Source organism: Cohnella fermenti, assembly GCF_004801405.1.
GTDB lineage: Bacteria > Bacillota > Bacilli > Paenibacillales > Paenibacillaceae > Cohnella > Cohnella fermenti.
Window position 1 is genome coordinate 74,516 of record NZ_SSOB01000022.1, and the last position, 13,520, is coordinate 88,035.

At 59.8% G+C, this 13,520-nt stretch carries 11 protein-coding genes; 4 read left to right on the plus strand and 7 right to left on the minus strand.

Going from position 1 to position 13,520, the window contains the following annotated elements:
• Nucleotides 1-260 precede the first annotated feature (260 nt).
• The 6 genes from E6C55_RS17740 to E6C55_RS17765 all read right to left on the minus strand — a co-directional run bounded on the left by E6C55_RS17740 (nucleotide 261) and on the right by E6C55_RS17765 (nucleotide 6,982).
• A complete protein-coding gene (locus tag E6C55_RS17740; RefSeq protein WP_136371150.1) occupies nucleotides 261-1,511 on the minus strand; it encodes an S-layer homology domain-containing protein in 1,251 nt (416 codons plus the stop codon).
• 209 nt (nucleotides 1,512-1,720) lie between these two features.
• Complete coding sequence (locus tag E6C55_RS17745; protein WP_136371151.1) at nucleotides 1,721-3,331, minus strand: DEAD/DEAH box helicase; 1,611 nt, start codon at nucleotides 3,329-3,331, stop codon at nucleotides 1,721-1,723.
• A gap of 40 nt (nucleotides 3,332-3,371) precedes the next feature.
• Nucleotides 3,372-4,154, minus strand: a complete 783-nt coding sequence (locus E6C55_RS17750) for an SDR family NAD(P)-dependent oxidoreductase (protein ID WP_136371152.1) — start codon at nucleotides 4,152-4,154, stop codon at nucleotides 3,372-3,374.
• An 81-nt stretch (nucleotides 4,155-4,235) separates the two neighbouring features.
• Nucleotides 4,236-4,694 carry a chemotaxis protein CheX gene (locus E6C55_RS17755; protein WP_136371153.1) on the minus strand — a complete coding sequence of 153 codons (459 nt, stop codon included), beginning with the start codon at nucleotides 4,692-4,694 and terminating at the stop codon, nucleotides 4,236-4,238.
• A 169-nt stretch (nucleotides 4,695-4,863) separates the two neighbouring features.
• The gene (locus E6C55_RS17760) at nucleotides 4,864-5,451 is read right to left on the minus strand and encodes a PadR family transcriptional regulator (RefSeq protein ID WP_136371154.1); all 588 of its coding nucleotides are present in this window, start codon (nucleotides 5,449-5,451) and stop codon (nucleotides 4,864-4,866) included.
• A gap of 4 nt (nucleotides 5,452-5,455) precedes the next feature.
• On the minus strand, nucleotides 5,456-6,982 hold the full coding sequence (locus tag E6C55_RS17765; protein ID WP_136371155.1) for an MDR family MFS transporter: 1,527 nt from the start codon (nucleotides 6,980-6,982) through the stop codon (nucleotides 5,456-5,458).
• Between the two features lie 212 nt (nucleotides 6,983-7,194).
• Here E6C55_RS17765 and E6C55_RS17770 point away from each other — a divergent pair, with 212 nt between their 5' ends.
• From E6C55_RS17770 to E6C55_RS17785, 4 genes are all read left to right on the plus strand, one after another.
• On the plus strand, nucleotides 7,195-8,097 hold the full coding sequence (locus E6C55_RS17770; protein WP_136371156.1) for a LysR family transcriptional regulator: 903 nt from the start codon (nucleotides 7,195-7,197) through the stop codon (nucleotides 8,095-8,097).
• A 47-nt stretch (nucleotides 8,098-8,144) separates the two neighbouring features.
• The gene (locus E6C55_RS17775; RefSeq protein WP_136371157.1) at nucleotides 8,145-8,960 is read left to right on the plus strand and encodes a histidinol-phosphatase; all 816 of its coding nucleotides are present in this window, start codon (nucleotides 8,145-8,147) and stop codon (nucleotides 8,958-8,960) included.
• Nucleotides 8,961-9,472: 512 nt separating this feature from the next.
• Complete coding sequence (locus tag E6C55_RS17780) at nucleotides 9,473-10,414, plus strand: DMT family transporter (protein WP_136371158.1); 942 nt, start codon at nucleotides 9,473-9,475, stop codon at nucleotides 10,412-10,414.
• A 414-nt stretch (nucleotides 10,415-10,828) separates the two neighbouring features.
• Nucleotides 10,829-11,137, plus strand: coding sequence for a winged helix-turn-helix transcriptional regulator (locus E6C55_RS17785; RefSeq protein WP_136371159.1), 309 nt, complete (start codon nucleotides 10,829-10,831; stop codon nucleotides 11,135-11,137).
• A 364-nt stretch (nucleotides 11,138-11,501) separates the two neighbouring features.
• Here the strand turns inward: E6C55_RS17785 and E6C55_RS17790 are convergent, their stop codons facing one another.
• Nucleotides 11,502-13,478: a methyl-accepting chemotaxis protein gene (locus E6C55_RS17790; protein ID WP_168735713.1), complete on the minus strand. Its 1,977-nt coding sequence runs from the start codon at nucleotides 13,476-13,478 to the stop codon at nucleotides 11,502-11,504.
• Nucleotides 13,479-13,520: the final 42 nt, after the last annotated feature.

The window sequence follows — 13,520 nt, forward strand, 5'->3', positions numbered from 1 at the left end:
AGACCACATCTCGCTATACATTGAATAGACAAATTATCCAGTTTGCAGATACAAGGTTTTGAAAGAGCGCATATAGGCAACTCCCTCAGTACGTAAGTTCAAAGACAACAGCGGCAGTCTAAGACTTCATTTTCGTTAAACAACCGTCGCATCGCCGCTGTCACCAATCAAACGGCCGGCCCCCCGCCGATCCGTCGTGGGATCGAGCAGAGAGCCGGCCGGCTATATAGGCATCAGGCCAAAACTAGCCAAACTGGCAATTACGCTTGGATCGCAATCGCAGTCACGACTCCGTTCACGAGCGTCAGGCTGACGACCTTGTTCGGGGAGATCGTGCCGTCGCCTCCGGCGATCTTCACGTCCGCAGAGACATTGTAGGTGACGTTGGAGCTCACTCCATTCACCGTCTTCACGAGAGTCAGCGTGGAGAGCTTGCCGCTGGCGTTCAGCGTGAACGAGTTCAGCGTGCCGGCATCCGCCGTTACGACATCTTCGTGCGCGGCAGTGAGCACATCGATGAAGACGACCTTGCCTTCATACGTGCGGATGAACAGTTGATCGCCCGCCTTCAGCGCGGAAGCGGCCACCTTCGTATTCTCGCGGAAAATAAACACGTCGCTGGCAAGGGTGAGAGCAGCCGTCGTGCCGTCGGCCTTCTTCACCGTAAGCGCGGAACCGGACAGGCTGACGATCGTGCCGCTGATCGCTTGCGCGCTCTGCTCCTCCGGCAACTGCTCGTCCGCGCGGTCGAGCAGTGCGGCCAGCTCGGCGCGGGTGACGGACTTGTTCGGCTTAAACGTATTGTCCGAATAGCCGGTGATAAGTCCCTTCTCCACCGCGACCGCGACATAGCCGACGGAGCCGGCCGGGATGTCCTTCGCGTCCTTGAACGTCAGCGTCGTTCCCATCTTCGCCTTCGCTTCGTCTTCAAGGCCGAGCGCCTTGACGAGCAGAATCGCCGACCACAGGCGATCCGCCGCCTTCTCCGGCTGCAGCGCCGTCGTCGATTCGTCGAACAGATCGTTCTTCAGTGCGACCGCGAGATAGCCGACCGCCCAGGAGTACTTCTTCTCGATCTTGTCGGCATCCGTGAAGTTCAGCTCCGCCTTCATGTTCGCTTCCGATTCCGCCTCTTCCTTCAGGCCGAGCAGTCGAACCGCCGCGACGATCGCTTCCACGCGGGTTATCGTATTGCCCGGCTTGAAGCTCCCGTCTTCATAGCCGTTGAACACCTGCTTGGAGGCGAGACGGATGATGTGGGAATAGGCCCACTTCATGTCGTTCTCCGACACGTCCCGGAAGTTGAGGTTGAATTGAACCTTCGATTTGTAACCGCTATTATTCGAATTCGAGCTCTGGCTCTGGTTCTTATTCTGGTTCTTGTCGTTCCCGTGTGCGAAGGCCCCCGTTGCGCCGCCAACCAGCATCGCGACAGTCAGCGTGCCGACGATCCCTCTTCTCAGGATTGGGCTCGATACGACATCTCTCTTATTCTCGTTTACTCGCTTCATAGTGCAACACACTCCCTCATCTGATATATAGGGGCGCCCAACTTGTCCAGCCACCTTGGACTCGTTCTCGCCCTTGCCCTGATAACGTTCGGGGCTTCTTCGGGAAGTCGTAGGGTCCACTTGGCAAAATAAACCGATAGTCGCACAAAAAAAGACCTTATCTCCACAATAACGCTGGGAAATAAGGTCTTTAGTCCCGATACGAGCAATTACGAAGGATCGACCGGATTCGAGGCGTTGCGTTTCTCCTTCAGCCAACGGGGAGCCCCCTTGTTCTTGCTGTCCTTCTTGCGATCCGCCTTGGCCTTCGCCTTCGTCTGCGTCTGCGGCTTGGCAGCAAGGTCCGGCTTGGCCTGGGATGCAGGCTTGGCTTCCTTCATCGGCCTCGCTTGCCCCCCAGGCTTCGCTTGAGGAGCCGCCGCCTTCGCCTCCGGAACGGGCTTGGCCGGCGGAGCGGACTTCTTCCCGGGAGTAGACTTGGCCTGCGATGCAGACTTCGCCTGAGTCGCAGACTTGGCTTGCGAAGCGGCCTTCGCCCGAGGCTCCTCCTTCGCTGCGGCAGCGCGCCCACCCGAGCGTTTCTTGCCCGCGGCAAGCAGCTTGCCCTCCCGCAGCCGCAGCTCCTCGAAGGCAATGCCGAGCTGCTTGCCGAGCTTCGTTGCGATGAACGTCTCCTGCGGCGTCATAAGCATAATCGATTGGCCGGTCTTGCCCATCCGGCCCGTTCGGCCCGCCCGGTGCACGTAGTGCTCCGCGTCGAGCGCCGGCTCGTATTGGATGACAAGCGGCAGCCCCGGCACATCGATGCCGCGGGCGGCAACGTCCGAAGCGATAAGCAGCTTCGTCTTCCCTTCGCGGAACTTGCGCATCACCTCGCCCCGCTCCTTGCCCGGCGTGTCCCCGTACAAGGCATCGACGGAGAAGCCCTCGTAGCGCAGCTTGCTCAGCAGCTCCCCGATCCGTTCGATATCGTTCACGAAGATCAGCGCGCCGGACGGCTTCAGGTTCCGCGCAATCCGGCGGATGAGATCGACCTTCTCGCGCTTCTCGCCGACCATGAAGCCGTGCTTGATGGAGCCCGGAAGTCCGTGCTCCGCCTCGCCTTCGGCCGCTCCCGTCTCCACCGGCCCGCGCAGCCAACGGCTCTCCGCTTCCTTCATCGCGTCCGTGCGGGTCGCCGAGACGAACACGATCTGCCGCTCGCGGTCGATTCCCCGCAGCAGCGACTCGACGTCGCCCTTGCCGCCGAGGGAGAAGATCCGGTCCGTCTCGTCGACGACCGCCATTCTCACCTGATGCAGCGGGAGCTTGCGCAAGGACGCCACCTCGCGCACCCGTCCCGGCGTGCCGACGACAAGCTGCGGCTTCGTCTTCATCCGGTCGAGCTGGCGCGACAAGGCGGCCCCGCCGATGAGCGCGACCGTGCGAATGCCGAGCGCTCCGCCGTACGTCTCCGCGACGCGGACGATCTGCATCGCGAGCTCCTGCGTCGGAGCCAGCACGATCGCCTGCGTCTCCTTCTTCGCCGCATCGATTCTCTGCAGGAGAGGCAGCAAGTACGCAAGCGTCTTGCCCGAGCCGGTCGGCGAACGCAGAATGCCGTCGCGTCCCTCCAGCAGCGCAGGAATCGCTCCCGCTTGCACGGAAGTCGGCGCCCCGATCCCCTCTTCCTTTAATTTAAGGACGAGCCGCTCGTCCAATCCGAGCGCCGCGAACGCGGCCTCGATCGCCTCATTCGTTTTGTTCGCCTTGTTCGCTTCGTTCGTTTCGTTCGCCTTGTTCGCTTCGTTCGCCTCAATTGCTTCGTTCGTTTCGTTCATCTATACGAACTCCCTTCGTATCGGAGCGTGTTCCGTCCCGTCACTTCTTATTCAGAATGCCCGATAACAGCTTGTCCGTCAACTTCGGGAACAACTGGAACAGCTTCGCCCCGAAGCCGCTGATGAAGGGCATGTCCTTCTCTTGCGTGCCCCGTTCGATGACCTTCGCGATGGCGCGCGCCACTTGCTCCGGCTTCAGCATGAAGCTGCCGAGGTTGCGCACATACGTCCCTTCGGGATCGGCCCGGTCGAAGAACGGCGTGTCGATCGGTCCCGGATTCACCGCGGAGACACGGATTCCGGTCCCCTTGCAATCCTGGCGGAGCGCGTTCGTGAAGCCGAGCAGCGCGTGCTTCGAGGCGGCGTATGCCGTGGACTTCGCCGTCGCCAGCTTGCCCGCGATCGACACCACGTTCACAATGTGGCCGCTTCCCGCTTCCTTCATATAAGGGAACGCCGCCAGGCAGCAGCGGACCGCGCCCAAGTAATTGACGTCCATCATCTCGCGGAACTGCGCAAGCTTCGCGTTGTCGAAAGCGACGAACTCGCCGAAGCCGGCGTTATTGACGAGCACGTCGATGCGCCCATGCGTCCGATAGACGCCGCGGATCGCCGCCTCCGTCGATTGCTCGTCCGTCACATCGAGCGCCGCAACGTCATGCTTGCCCGGAAGCGACGCCGCCACCCGGTTCAGCTTCTCAAGCGACCTCGCCGCCAGCACGACGACGGCCCCCTTCTCGGCCAGAACCCGTGCCGTCGCCTCTCCCACGCCGCTGGAGGCTCCGGTGAGAACGACGACTTTGCCCGCGATGGAGCTCTTCATGGACCGGTCCCCTCCTCATTCCAAACAAAAAGCCCCGTAAGGGGCTTTATCTCCGCTCAAACTATGCGACTAATCTATATCTTAAGCGATCATGACCTGAATCTCAAGCTCTCCGATTCCGTCCATAATGAGCGGAACCGCTAATGCCCTGCCCGATGCGAGCGAATCGAACACCGAAGAATGGACCACGCGCGGCGGCGTAATATCGACCTGAACGCCCTGGTTGTACAGCATCGTGCTCGCGTTGCCGCTGATCATGTTGCCAAGCTCGGAGATGGCGCTCTTGCCGATCTCGTCGATCTCGGTAATCGTGAACCCGCCCATCATGGCCGAGATAATCTTAAGCGCGACAGTCTCGCTCAGGCCGAAGACGATGTTGCCGCTCATCTGACCCGTCATTCCGATCTGAATCCAGACGTAATGATCGATAAATTGAATGTCCTTTACACTAAGCTGTCCAGTGCTGGGCTTGATTTGGACCATCTGCTCGATGACATGACGCGCGGATTCAAGAAACGGGTTAATGAACTCAGCCTTCACGACTGATCGCCTCCTTGCCGTATTGGCTGCCTAATTCCGAACCATCATTTTCCTATTAAGCTCATTATACTGAATGAACGGGAACAAGTACACTTTTTTTTACTGTCCCAAGGGCTTTATGCATAGAAAATTGTCGACAATTGGCGCCTCATGGTACTTTATGTCTAGTCTAATCTCTCCCCCGCTCAAGCTCCTCTGTCCGATCCACGCGCAGCGGAGAGGGATCAAGCCGCCCCGCTCTCGCATCCTCCAGCACGTCCGCCAGCCACTTCTCCTCCGCCCGGCCGTAGCCGATCATCCCCTCGATCATCCGCACCGAACCCGTCGGCATCTTGCGGCCACGAAGCTCCAGCGCCTCCTCCAGGCGGGCGATCCGCCGCCGGCAAGCGTCCAGTTGCCGGCTCGCGACGTCTGCGACGACGCTTGGCTCCGCGTGGCGCAGGAACGGCATCGCCATCATCATCGGATGCTGCGGGTATGCCTCCTTCTCCATCTGCTCTTGCATCAGCTCCCGCAGCACGCCCCTGCCCTTGTCGGTGATCCGATAGATCGTCCGGTCGCGGCGCGGTTGCCCGGGAGCGGCTTCGACCGCCTCGATGCAGCCGCTCTCGCGAAGCTGATCGACCGCGTAGTAGAGCGAACCGTCTTGCAGCCGGAACGACGCGTTCCAATTGCGCTTCTTCATCGTCTGGCGAATCTCGTACGGGTGCTGCGGGTTCTCCATCAGAAGACCGAGCACCATCAGCTTCATCGACATCCCTTCACCCTCGCTTCGGCGAAGGCTCGCCGGACCGGGCGAGCCGCGCGCTTCCCATCAGCAGCGCGAACAAGAGCGCGGCGGCGGGAAGGATAACCGACCACTGGAAGATGAACAGAATCGAATTGCCCAGCTTGTGCAGCAGCTCGCCGAGCACCTCGTCCGGAATTCCCATCTTCGCCTGGGCGACCGGGTCGAGCAGAGCCTGTCCGCCTTTGATCTTCTCGGTCATCTCCGCGCCGGCCCCCGGCATCGCCCGCACGCTCGACTGGAAGTGCTCCTTCTGCAGCGCCCCGAACACCGTCACCCCCAAGGCCGAACCAATCGTGCGGAAAAACGTGATAAGAGAAGAAGCGGAGCCTTTGTACTGAGGAGGAACGGAGTTCAGCGTCGAGATGTTCAGCAGCGAGAACGAGATGCCGATGCCCAGGCCTATCACGATCATATAGAGCGTAATAATGAGACGGGTCGATTCCAGGTTCATGACGAAGCCGAGAAGGAAGCAGCCGAGAAGCAGCGTCAGCGCCGACAGCAACATCGAATTGCGGTAAGGGAACTTCGACGCGACCCTTCCGCCGATCTGGCTGCTTACGACGACGCCGAGCATCATCGGGGTCAGCACCGAGCTCGTCTCGGTCGCCGTCTTGTGGAACACGCCCTGAATGAACAGCGGGATGTAGGTAGCCGCCGCAATCATCACTCCCCCGTACAGGAAGCTGATCATCATGCTGCTCGTGAACACCCGGTTCTTGAACAGGCCAAGGGCGATAATCGGCTCCTTCGCCATGCGCTCCCTCGCCAGGAATGCCAGCAGCAGCACGCCGGAAGCGACGAAGAACGAGATGATTTTCCACGAATCCCATGCCCAGCCGTCCGAGCCTCCGAGCTCCAACGCGAACATCAGGAACAGAACGCAGGCCGCCAGCAGAATCGCTCCGATCCAGTCGATCATCGCCTTCCGGTGATTTGGCGACTCCTTGTACCCCCGCAGAACGAACAGGAATGACAGCAGGCCGATCGGCACATTGATATAGAAGATCCAGCGCCAACTGATGTTGTCCGTGATGAGGGCGCCCAGAATCGGACCGAAGACGCTCGACATGCCGAACACGGCGCCGAACAGCCCCATCATCTTGCCGCGCTTCTCCTGAGGGAACAGGTCAAAAATAATCGTGAATACAATCGGAGTCAGCGATCCCGCTCCCACCCCTTGGATGGCCCGATAGACAATCAGTTGCTCCATGTTCGCGGCCGTGCCGCACAGGACGGAGCCGAAGACGAACAGCGTAAGCCCCATGAGGAAGAACCGCTTCCTCCCGTACATGTCGGACAGCTTCCCGAAGATCGGGGTCGAGACGACCATCGCGATCATGTAAGCCGAGTACACCCAGACGAACTTGTCCAAGCCTCCGAGCTTCTCGATAATGCCGGCCATCGCCGTCGAGACGATCGTCTGATCGAGCGCCGAACAGAACAGCCCCAGCAACAAGCCCGCGATGACGAGCTTGACATTGCTTTGCGATTTATCCATGGTTCCTCCGCCTTTGCCGTTCAATTTTACTCAAATCAATTTTACTCAAATTTGAATGATCACCTTGCTAGTATAACTAATTGTTGGAAGGAAGCAACGATTATTTTTGCTCCTTGGCACGGGATCACCTATAATAAAGGAAGCATATAAACTTTTTTTGTTGGACGAGGCTCGACGATAAATTTATTTATGAGGGAGAAAGGGGCGGTTCATTGAATATTAGCCAGTTGGAGACGCTGCTAACCATCTCGAAGACGCTCAGCTTCCGCAAGGCCGGCGAACTGCTCAATCTGACCCAGCCCGCCGTATCCGCCCAGATCAAGAGCCTGGAGGACGAATTCCGCGTCACCCTCGTCGATCGCAACCATCCGGTGACGCTGACGGACCGGGGCAAGGTGTTCCTCGAGCACGCCGAACGAATGCTGACGATCGTCGAAGAGCTGAAGCAGAAGCTGTCCGATCTTGAGCATGTCCCCCAAGGGCACATCATCCTGGGCACGACAACGTCCATCGCCATTCAGATTCTTCCGCGGGTGTTGTCCTACTTCCAGAACCAATTCCCGCTCATCAAGACGTCCATCCAATCGATGGTCTCCACCCAGGTCATGGCCAGCGTGGAGAACGGCACCATCGACATCGGCATCGGCTATCTGAACGAGAAGCACCCCCAGGTCGAGACGTCCGTGCTGTACTACGACACGTTCGAGCTCGTCGTCTCGCCCAAGCACCCGCTCGCGAAGCTGCCTCACATCACCATCGATATGCTGAAGGATGTGCCGCTTATCCTGCTCTCTCCGGACACGCTGGGAAGACGGTTCTCGGACCGGGTGTTCCTCAAGCACCATATGCAGCCCAACATCGCGATGGAGCTGAGCAGCAGCGAGGAAGTGAAGCGGATGGCGGAGCTTAACCTTGGAGCCGCCATCGTATCGAAGCTGTCGATCGCAAGCGAAGTGCGCAACGGCACGCTTAAGATGATTCCCGTCACCGAGCTTGAGGTCGCGCACCCGGTCGGCGTCATCACGAAGTCCGGCCGCTACAAGAACAGCGCCATGCGGCAATTCCTGAACGACCTCAAGGGAATGCCGGAAGACCAGTTTATCGGCAGCGAATAGCTTTTAAGGTAAATTTATTTGGGAAAAGCCGAGGAGGAAGCGCCACTATGGCCAAGTTCGACCTGCACACGCACCATGACCGCTGCGGCCACGCAGACGGCGTCATCGAAGATTACATCCGTTCGGCGATCGAAGCCGGGATGACCGCGATCGGCATCTCCGATCATTCTCCCTACTTCGCGCATCCGGAGGAGCAGCCCTTCCCCGGAATCGCCATGGCCCGCAGCGAGTTCCCGAATTACATCGCCCAGGTGCTCGAGCTGAAGGAGCGCTACAAGGACAAGATCGACGTGCTGCTCGGCGTGGAATCCGATTATTTCCCGGAATCGATCGAGCTGTACCGCAGCGAATACGCCAAGTATCCGTTCGATTACATTATCGGCTCGGTCCATCAGACAAGAGGCATCAGCATCTTCAACCGCAACCGCTGGAACAACCTTGAGCCCGCCGTGCAGACCATTGAGAAAAGGCATTATTACGAGCTGATCCGCGACTCCGCGAACACCGGCCTGTTCCAGGTTCTCGGCCATATCGACGCCATGAAGGCGTACTATCCCGCGTTCTCGGACATCCGCGGGGCGGAGGCCGAGATCGACGAGGCGCTTCAGGCGGTCGCGGCGAACGATATCGCGCTCGAGATCAACACAAGCGGCAAGACGAAGGACGTCGGCGGCTGGTATCCGTCGGACGCCATCCTTGAGCGTGCGCTGCACTTCGGGGCGGACGTGACCTTCGGCTCCGACGCCCACAAGCCGTCCCGCGTCGGCGACGAATGGGACGACGTCCGCAAGCGGCTGAAGGAGATCGGCTTCGCGCGCTGGGTGTACTTCAAGGAGAAGCGGAAGATCGTCGCTCCTCTGTGACATCGCCGGGGCGGGCGCGGGCGGATGCGACCATTCCCTCTGATCACCCCTGGCGCGGGCGGATGCGACCATTCCCTCTGATCACCCCTGGCGCGGGCGAATGCGACCATCCCCCTGATCCGGCAAGCCGTCCGATTTTATGTGATTTTTCACATTCGTCGGCCCGGATTTCGCTGGATCTCGGCGTTTTATGTGATTTTTCGCATACATCCGGCATTCCGAGCCGGAATTGCCGCCATGTATGTGAATTTTCACATTCGTTGTACCTCGCAGCCCCTTTTTCCTCCGACTGTATGTGATTTTTCGCATATAATTGGTCAACTGTCGCCCCCTAAACAAAAAAAGAGAGCTCTTCGCCGGGAAGAGCTCCTCAAGAATATGAAAAGGGGGTCTTGAGAACATTGTAGCCAAGGAGTGCAACAGCGGAGTAACAGCTATATTTCAATTGTGTAACAAAAGCGGACTTGTACCAAAAACAGGCCTTCTTATTCCCGCCGGGGCGGTGTTGCAAGTTGTTATGGTTTCTTAGCGCGATAGGCAGCGCCCTCGTCTTCGGACTGGCGGGCCTGTTCATGAAGATCAGCCAGATGCGAAGCGGTTCCGCCGGCTCGCTGCTTCTCGGGCTGTATACGGCCGGCACTCTCGGCTTCTGGGGACAAGCCCTGCTGAATCATCATTGGACCCCGCTTGACTGGCGGATCTGGATTGCCGGAGCGATCGTCGGCCTCGGCTCCGCCTGGGGCAATCTGCTGTTCATGAAGGCGCTCGACTACGGCCCCGCCAGCTTGACGTCGCCGCTGACGAACGCCAACATCCTGCTCGTCATCGCGATGGGCGCGATCTGGTACGGCGAGCCGCTCCAGCCGATCGCCGCCGTCGGCGTCGTCTGCCTGCTCTTCGCGGTGCTGCTGGCGATCCGCAACGAGGGCTCGTACGCCGTGAAGAGCAGCCGCTGGTACGGCCTCGTTCTGCTTGCTATGCTGCTGTTTTTCTTCCGTAACGGCGGCTTGAAGGTGACGGACGCGCTGGGACTCGACAACACCAATGTCCTGTGGTCGGGTTATCTGTTGTCATGGCTCTGGTTCGCCGTTAGCTCGCGCAAGGAGGCTTCGGGTTCTCGTTCGGACGCAGAGTCGCGTTCGAGCGTGAGGGCGGGGTCGAGGGCGGAACCGAAGGCGAAGTCAAGGGCGGGAGCGGATGTAAGCGCGGGGGCCTCTCCCGCTCGCACCGGCTTCCTCTGGGGGCTTGTCGCCGGCGTATGCTCCTATGGGGGCCTTCAGCTATACGCTTCGGCGCTCGGCGAAGGCCCTTCGCACCTGGTCGCCCCCATCTTCGCCACCAACGGCCTCGTTGTCGCTCTGGGCTCCGTGCTGCTCTACCGCGAGCGGCTTACCGTCCTCCAGTGGGGAGCGTTCGCTTTCCTCATGCTCGGACTGGTGCTTGTCCGGATCTGAGAAGCAGGAAAGCCCCCCCCCCTCCTTTCGACGCTCCGTCCCGACCGTGTGCGCAGTTAAACTGCCTTCTTCTCCTCTTCGCCGCTCCTCCCGGCTCAGATGCGCAGGTTGGTTACTCTCTTTCTCCATCCGACGCTCCGTCCCGACCGTGTGCGCAGTTAAACTGCCTTCTTCTCCCCTTCGCCGCTCCGTCCGGCTCAGATGCGCAAGTTGGTTACTCTTTTCCTCCAATCGACGCTCTATCCCGACCGTGTGCGCAGTTAAACTGCCTGCTCTCGTGCAGCTCACGCTGTACCGGATTCCTTCCGGTTTCTTTAAGGCCCTTCTCTCTCATTGTCCACTTTATTTTTTATAGTATCTTCTTTCTTTTCTGCAACGTATATGCTATGATATTGAGAGAAAGGGGGGAGTCCGATGGACTATACCAAGATGTGCTCCAAGTATGAATCCGCGGCAGAGCTGCTGGGCAAGAAGTGGACCGGTCTTATCATCCGAGTCATGATGGGCGGGCCGAAGCGATTCAAGGACATCAAGGAGCAAATCCCCGACATGAGCGACAAGATGCTGACCGATCGAATGAAGGAATTGGAATCGCATGGCATTATTACACGTACCGTGTATCCCGAGATGCCGGTGCGTATCGAATACGAATTGACCGACAAAGGCCGGGATCTCGAAGGCGTCACCAATTCGATTCAAGCGTGGGGCGAGAAGTGGATGTAGCAGCATGTCTTAAAAGGAACCGTCAGGGCGCTTGTCCCTGACGGTTCCTTTTATTTTCACTCGCTGTGCTGCCTGCGGGTTACGATTTTTATGCGGTTTTTCACATTCGTTGGCTTAGAGTTGGCGGGAATCGAGACGTTTTATGTGGTTTTTCGCATATATACGGCAACGCGGGCCGGAATTTTCTCTATGTATGTTATTTTTCACATACAATCGCTCAAACGGCCCGTTATCGCGCTGCTCGAATGTGAAATTTCACATAAATTCCCGGCATCCGGCAGTATAGGCGGCTGGCGGCTTCACCAGCTTCAGCAGCGGCCGTCCCTAGCTCGAATGGGCCGCCGCCGCGCCGCCTCCATCGCCGTCACTTGAAGCGGTTGACCGCCAGCCCCAGCTCGTGAATTCTCCGGGACAGGTCGCTCATCTCGTTCGCGACGCGGCGAACGGCGCCGAATTGCGAGTCGGCGATCTCGGCGACGTCCTGGGAGCGGTCGGCGCTCGACTCCGAGATCGCCTCCGTCTGCTCCACGAGCGCGGCCAGCTCTTCCGTCTGCGCTCCGATCTCCTGCCCTGCCGCCGCCATCTCCTTCAGCTCGCCGCCGATGCCCGAGATGCCCGAGCGGATGTGCTCGAACGCCTCGCCCGCTTCCTTCACCAGATGCAGACCGCCCTGGACTTCGCGGTTGCCCTCGTCGATCCGGCTCATGACCGCCTCGATCCGCTCGCGGATGTGCTCCACCTTGACGGCGATGTCGGCGGCCGTCGCGTCGGACTGCTGAGCGAGCTTGCGGATCTCCTCCGCGACGACGGAGAAGCCCCGTCCCTGCTCGCCCGCGCGGCTCGCCTCGATGTTCGCGTTCAGCGCAAGGATGTTCGTCCTCGCCGCGATCTGGGAGATCGCCTCGGCCATCTTGCCGATATCGGCGGACTGGTCGACGAGCAGCTTCACCTCGTGCACGGACGAATCGACGGTGTCCGCGATTTTGCCCATCTGGCCGATCGCCCCGACGATCGTCCCGTTGCCGCTGTCGGCCTTCTGCTTCGCCGCTTCGGCCGTGTCCGCGATCGACGACGTTCTCTCGCCGATCATCAGAATTCCGTCCAGAATGCCGCGAGTCACCTCGGCACCGCGATTCATGCCTTCCTTCTGCGACTCGGCGCCGGCCGCAACCTCCTGGATCGATTCCGCGATCCGGTTCGCTCCTTCCGCAGCCCTCTCCGCCTCCGAAGACAGCGTGTTCGCCGTCGACGAGGCGACGGATGCCGTCTCGCGAATTCCGGCCACGATGCCCTTGAGCTGAGTGACCATCTCCCGCAAGGAGCGGGCGATGGAACCGATCTCATCCCGGCGCGCCAGATCGCCCTGCTGCAGTACGCCCTGCAGGTTCCCGTCCGTTACTTCGCCAAGGAACCGCTCGAACCGCGTCAGCGGCACGATGACCCGCCGGCGCAGGATGTACGAGATCAGAACGATCAGCGCGATCGCTGCGATGCCGGCCACCAGGCTGAGGCGAATCATCTCCGAACGCACGGTCGTGCTCGCTTCCGCCGGAAGCAGCACGTACGCATCGGCGATCTGGCTGCCGGAGAGTCCCTCGTGCTTCGAGCGCACCTCGCTGTAGCCGGTCCCCTCCCGCTTCAGCGAGCGGAACTTCGGCTGCCCGGCTTCGAGCGGCGCGCCCGGATCGGCCAGCAGCGCCGCGTCCGTCGTCAGGAACTGCCCGCTCGCCGAACGCAGCGCCAGCTCCCCGTTGATCAGCTCGCCGATTCCGGAGAGCGCTTCCTCATCCAGCAGGCGGCCGAACATCAGAATGCCGGCCGGAGGCTTGGAGCGTTCCTCGTCCGTGACAAGGGAGAGCGCGACGATCGCCAAGCCCTCGGACGTGTCCACCATTCCGAACACGTCCTCCTGCTCCGTCACCTTGGCGAGAAGGCTCTCGTCGGACAGCTTCTCGGAGAATTCCGCGATGTCTCCCACCGAGTTGATGACCGTTCCGTCCAGTTCAAAGTCCGCCATAAAATCGACGTTCGGGATGATTCCGACGGAGACGTCCATATTTTCCGCGAGCCATTCCCTGTCCATCGCTTCGAAGGCGACTCGCCCGTCCTCCCAGTTCGCGTTCGTGATGACGCTGCTCGACAACTGCTCGCCAAGCTGGTCCAGCAGCATATGCGCGGAACCGCTTACGTCCAGCGCGTGGGAACGTTCGATCCGCCCCAGATCCGAGCTTAATGTCGAATAGTAATAATACCCCAGCACGCCCAAGGGAAGCATAAGGACGATCAGCATGAGGATCAGCACTTGTACCCGTAGAGAGCGGAGCCCCCTCTGACTTCGCATTCTGCCAACTCCACCTTTCTCCATTCATCTCCTTTGTATTTG

Bases quoted from the DNA above. Each gene is read 5' to 3' on its own strand.
- E6C55_RS17775 (WP_136371157.1), top strand. From the start codon at position 8,145: ATGGCCAAGTTCGACCTGCACACGCACCATGACCGCTGCGGCCACGCA.
- E6C55_RS17790 (WP_168735713.1), bottom strand. From the start codon at position 13,478: ATGCGAAGTCAGAGGGGGCTCCGCTCTCTACGGGTACAAGTGCTGATC.
- E6C55_RS17785 (WP_136371159.1), top strand. From the start codon at position 10,829: ATGGACTATACCAAGATGTGCTCCAAGTATGAATCCGCGGCAGAGCTG.
- E6C55_RS17750 (WP_136371152.1), bottom strand. From the start codon at position 4,154: ATGAAGAGCTCCATCGCGGGCAAAGTCGTCGTTCTCACCGGAGCCTCC.
- E6C55_RS17765 (WP_136371155.1), bottom strand. From the start codon at position 6,982: ATGGATAAATCGCAAAGCAATGTCAAGCTCGTCATCGCGGGCTTGTTG.
- E6C55_RS17760 (WP_136371154.1), bottom strand. From the start codon at position 5,451: ATGTCGATGAAGCTGATGGTGCTCGGTCTTCTGATGGAGAACCCGCAG.
- E6C55_RS17745 (WP_136371151.1), bottom strand. From the start codon at position 3,331: ATGAACGAAACGAACGAAGCAATTGAGGCGAACGAAGCGAACAAGGCG.
- E6C55_RS17740 (WP_136371150.1), bottom strand. From the start codon at position 1,511: ATGAAGCGAGTAAACGAGAATAAGAGAGATGTCGTATCGAGCCCAATC.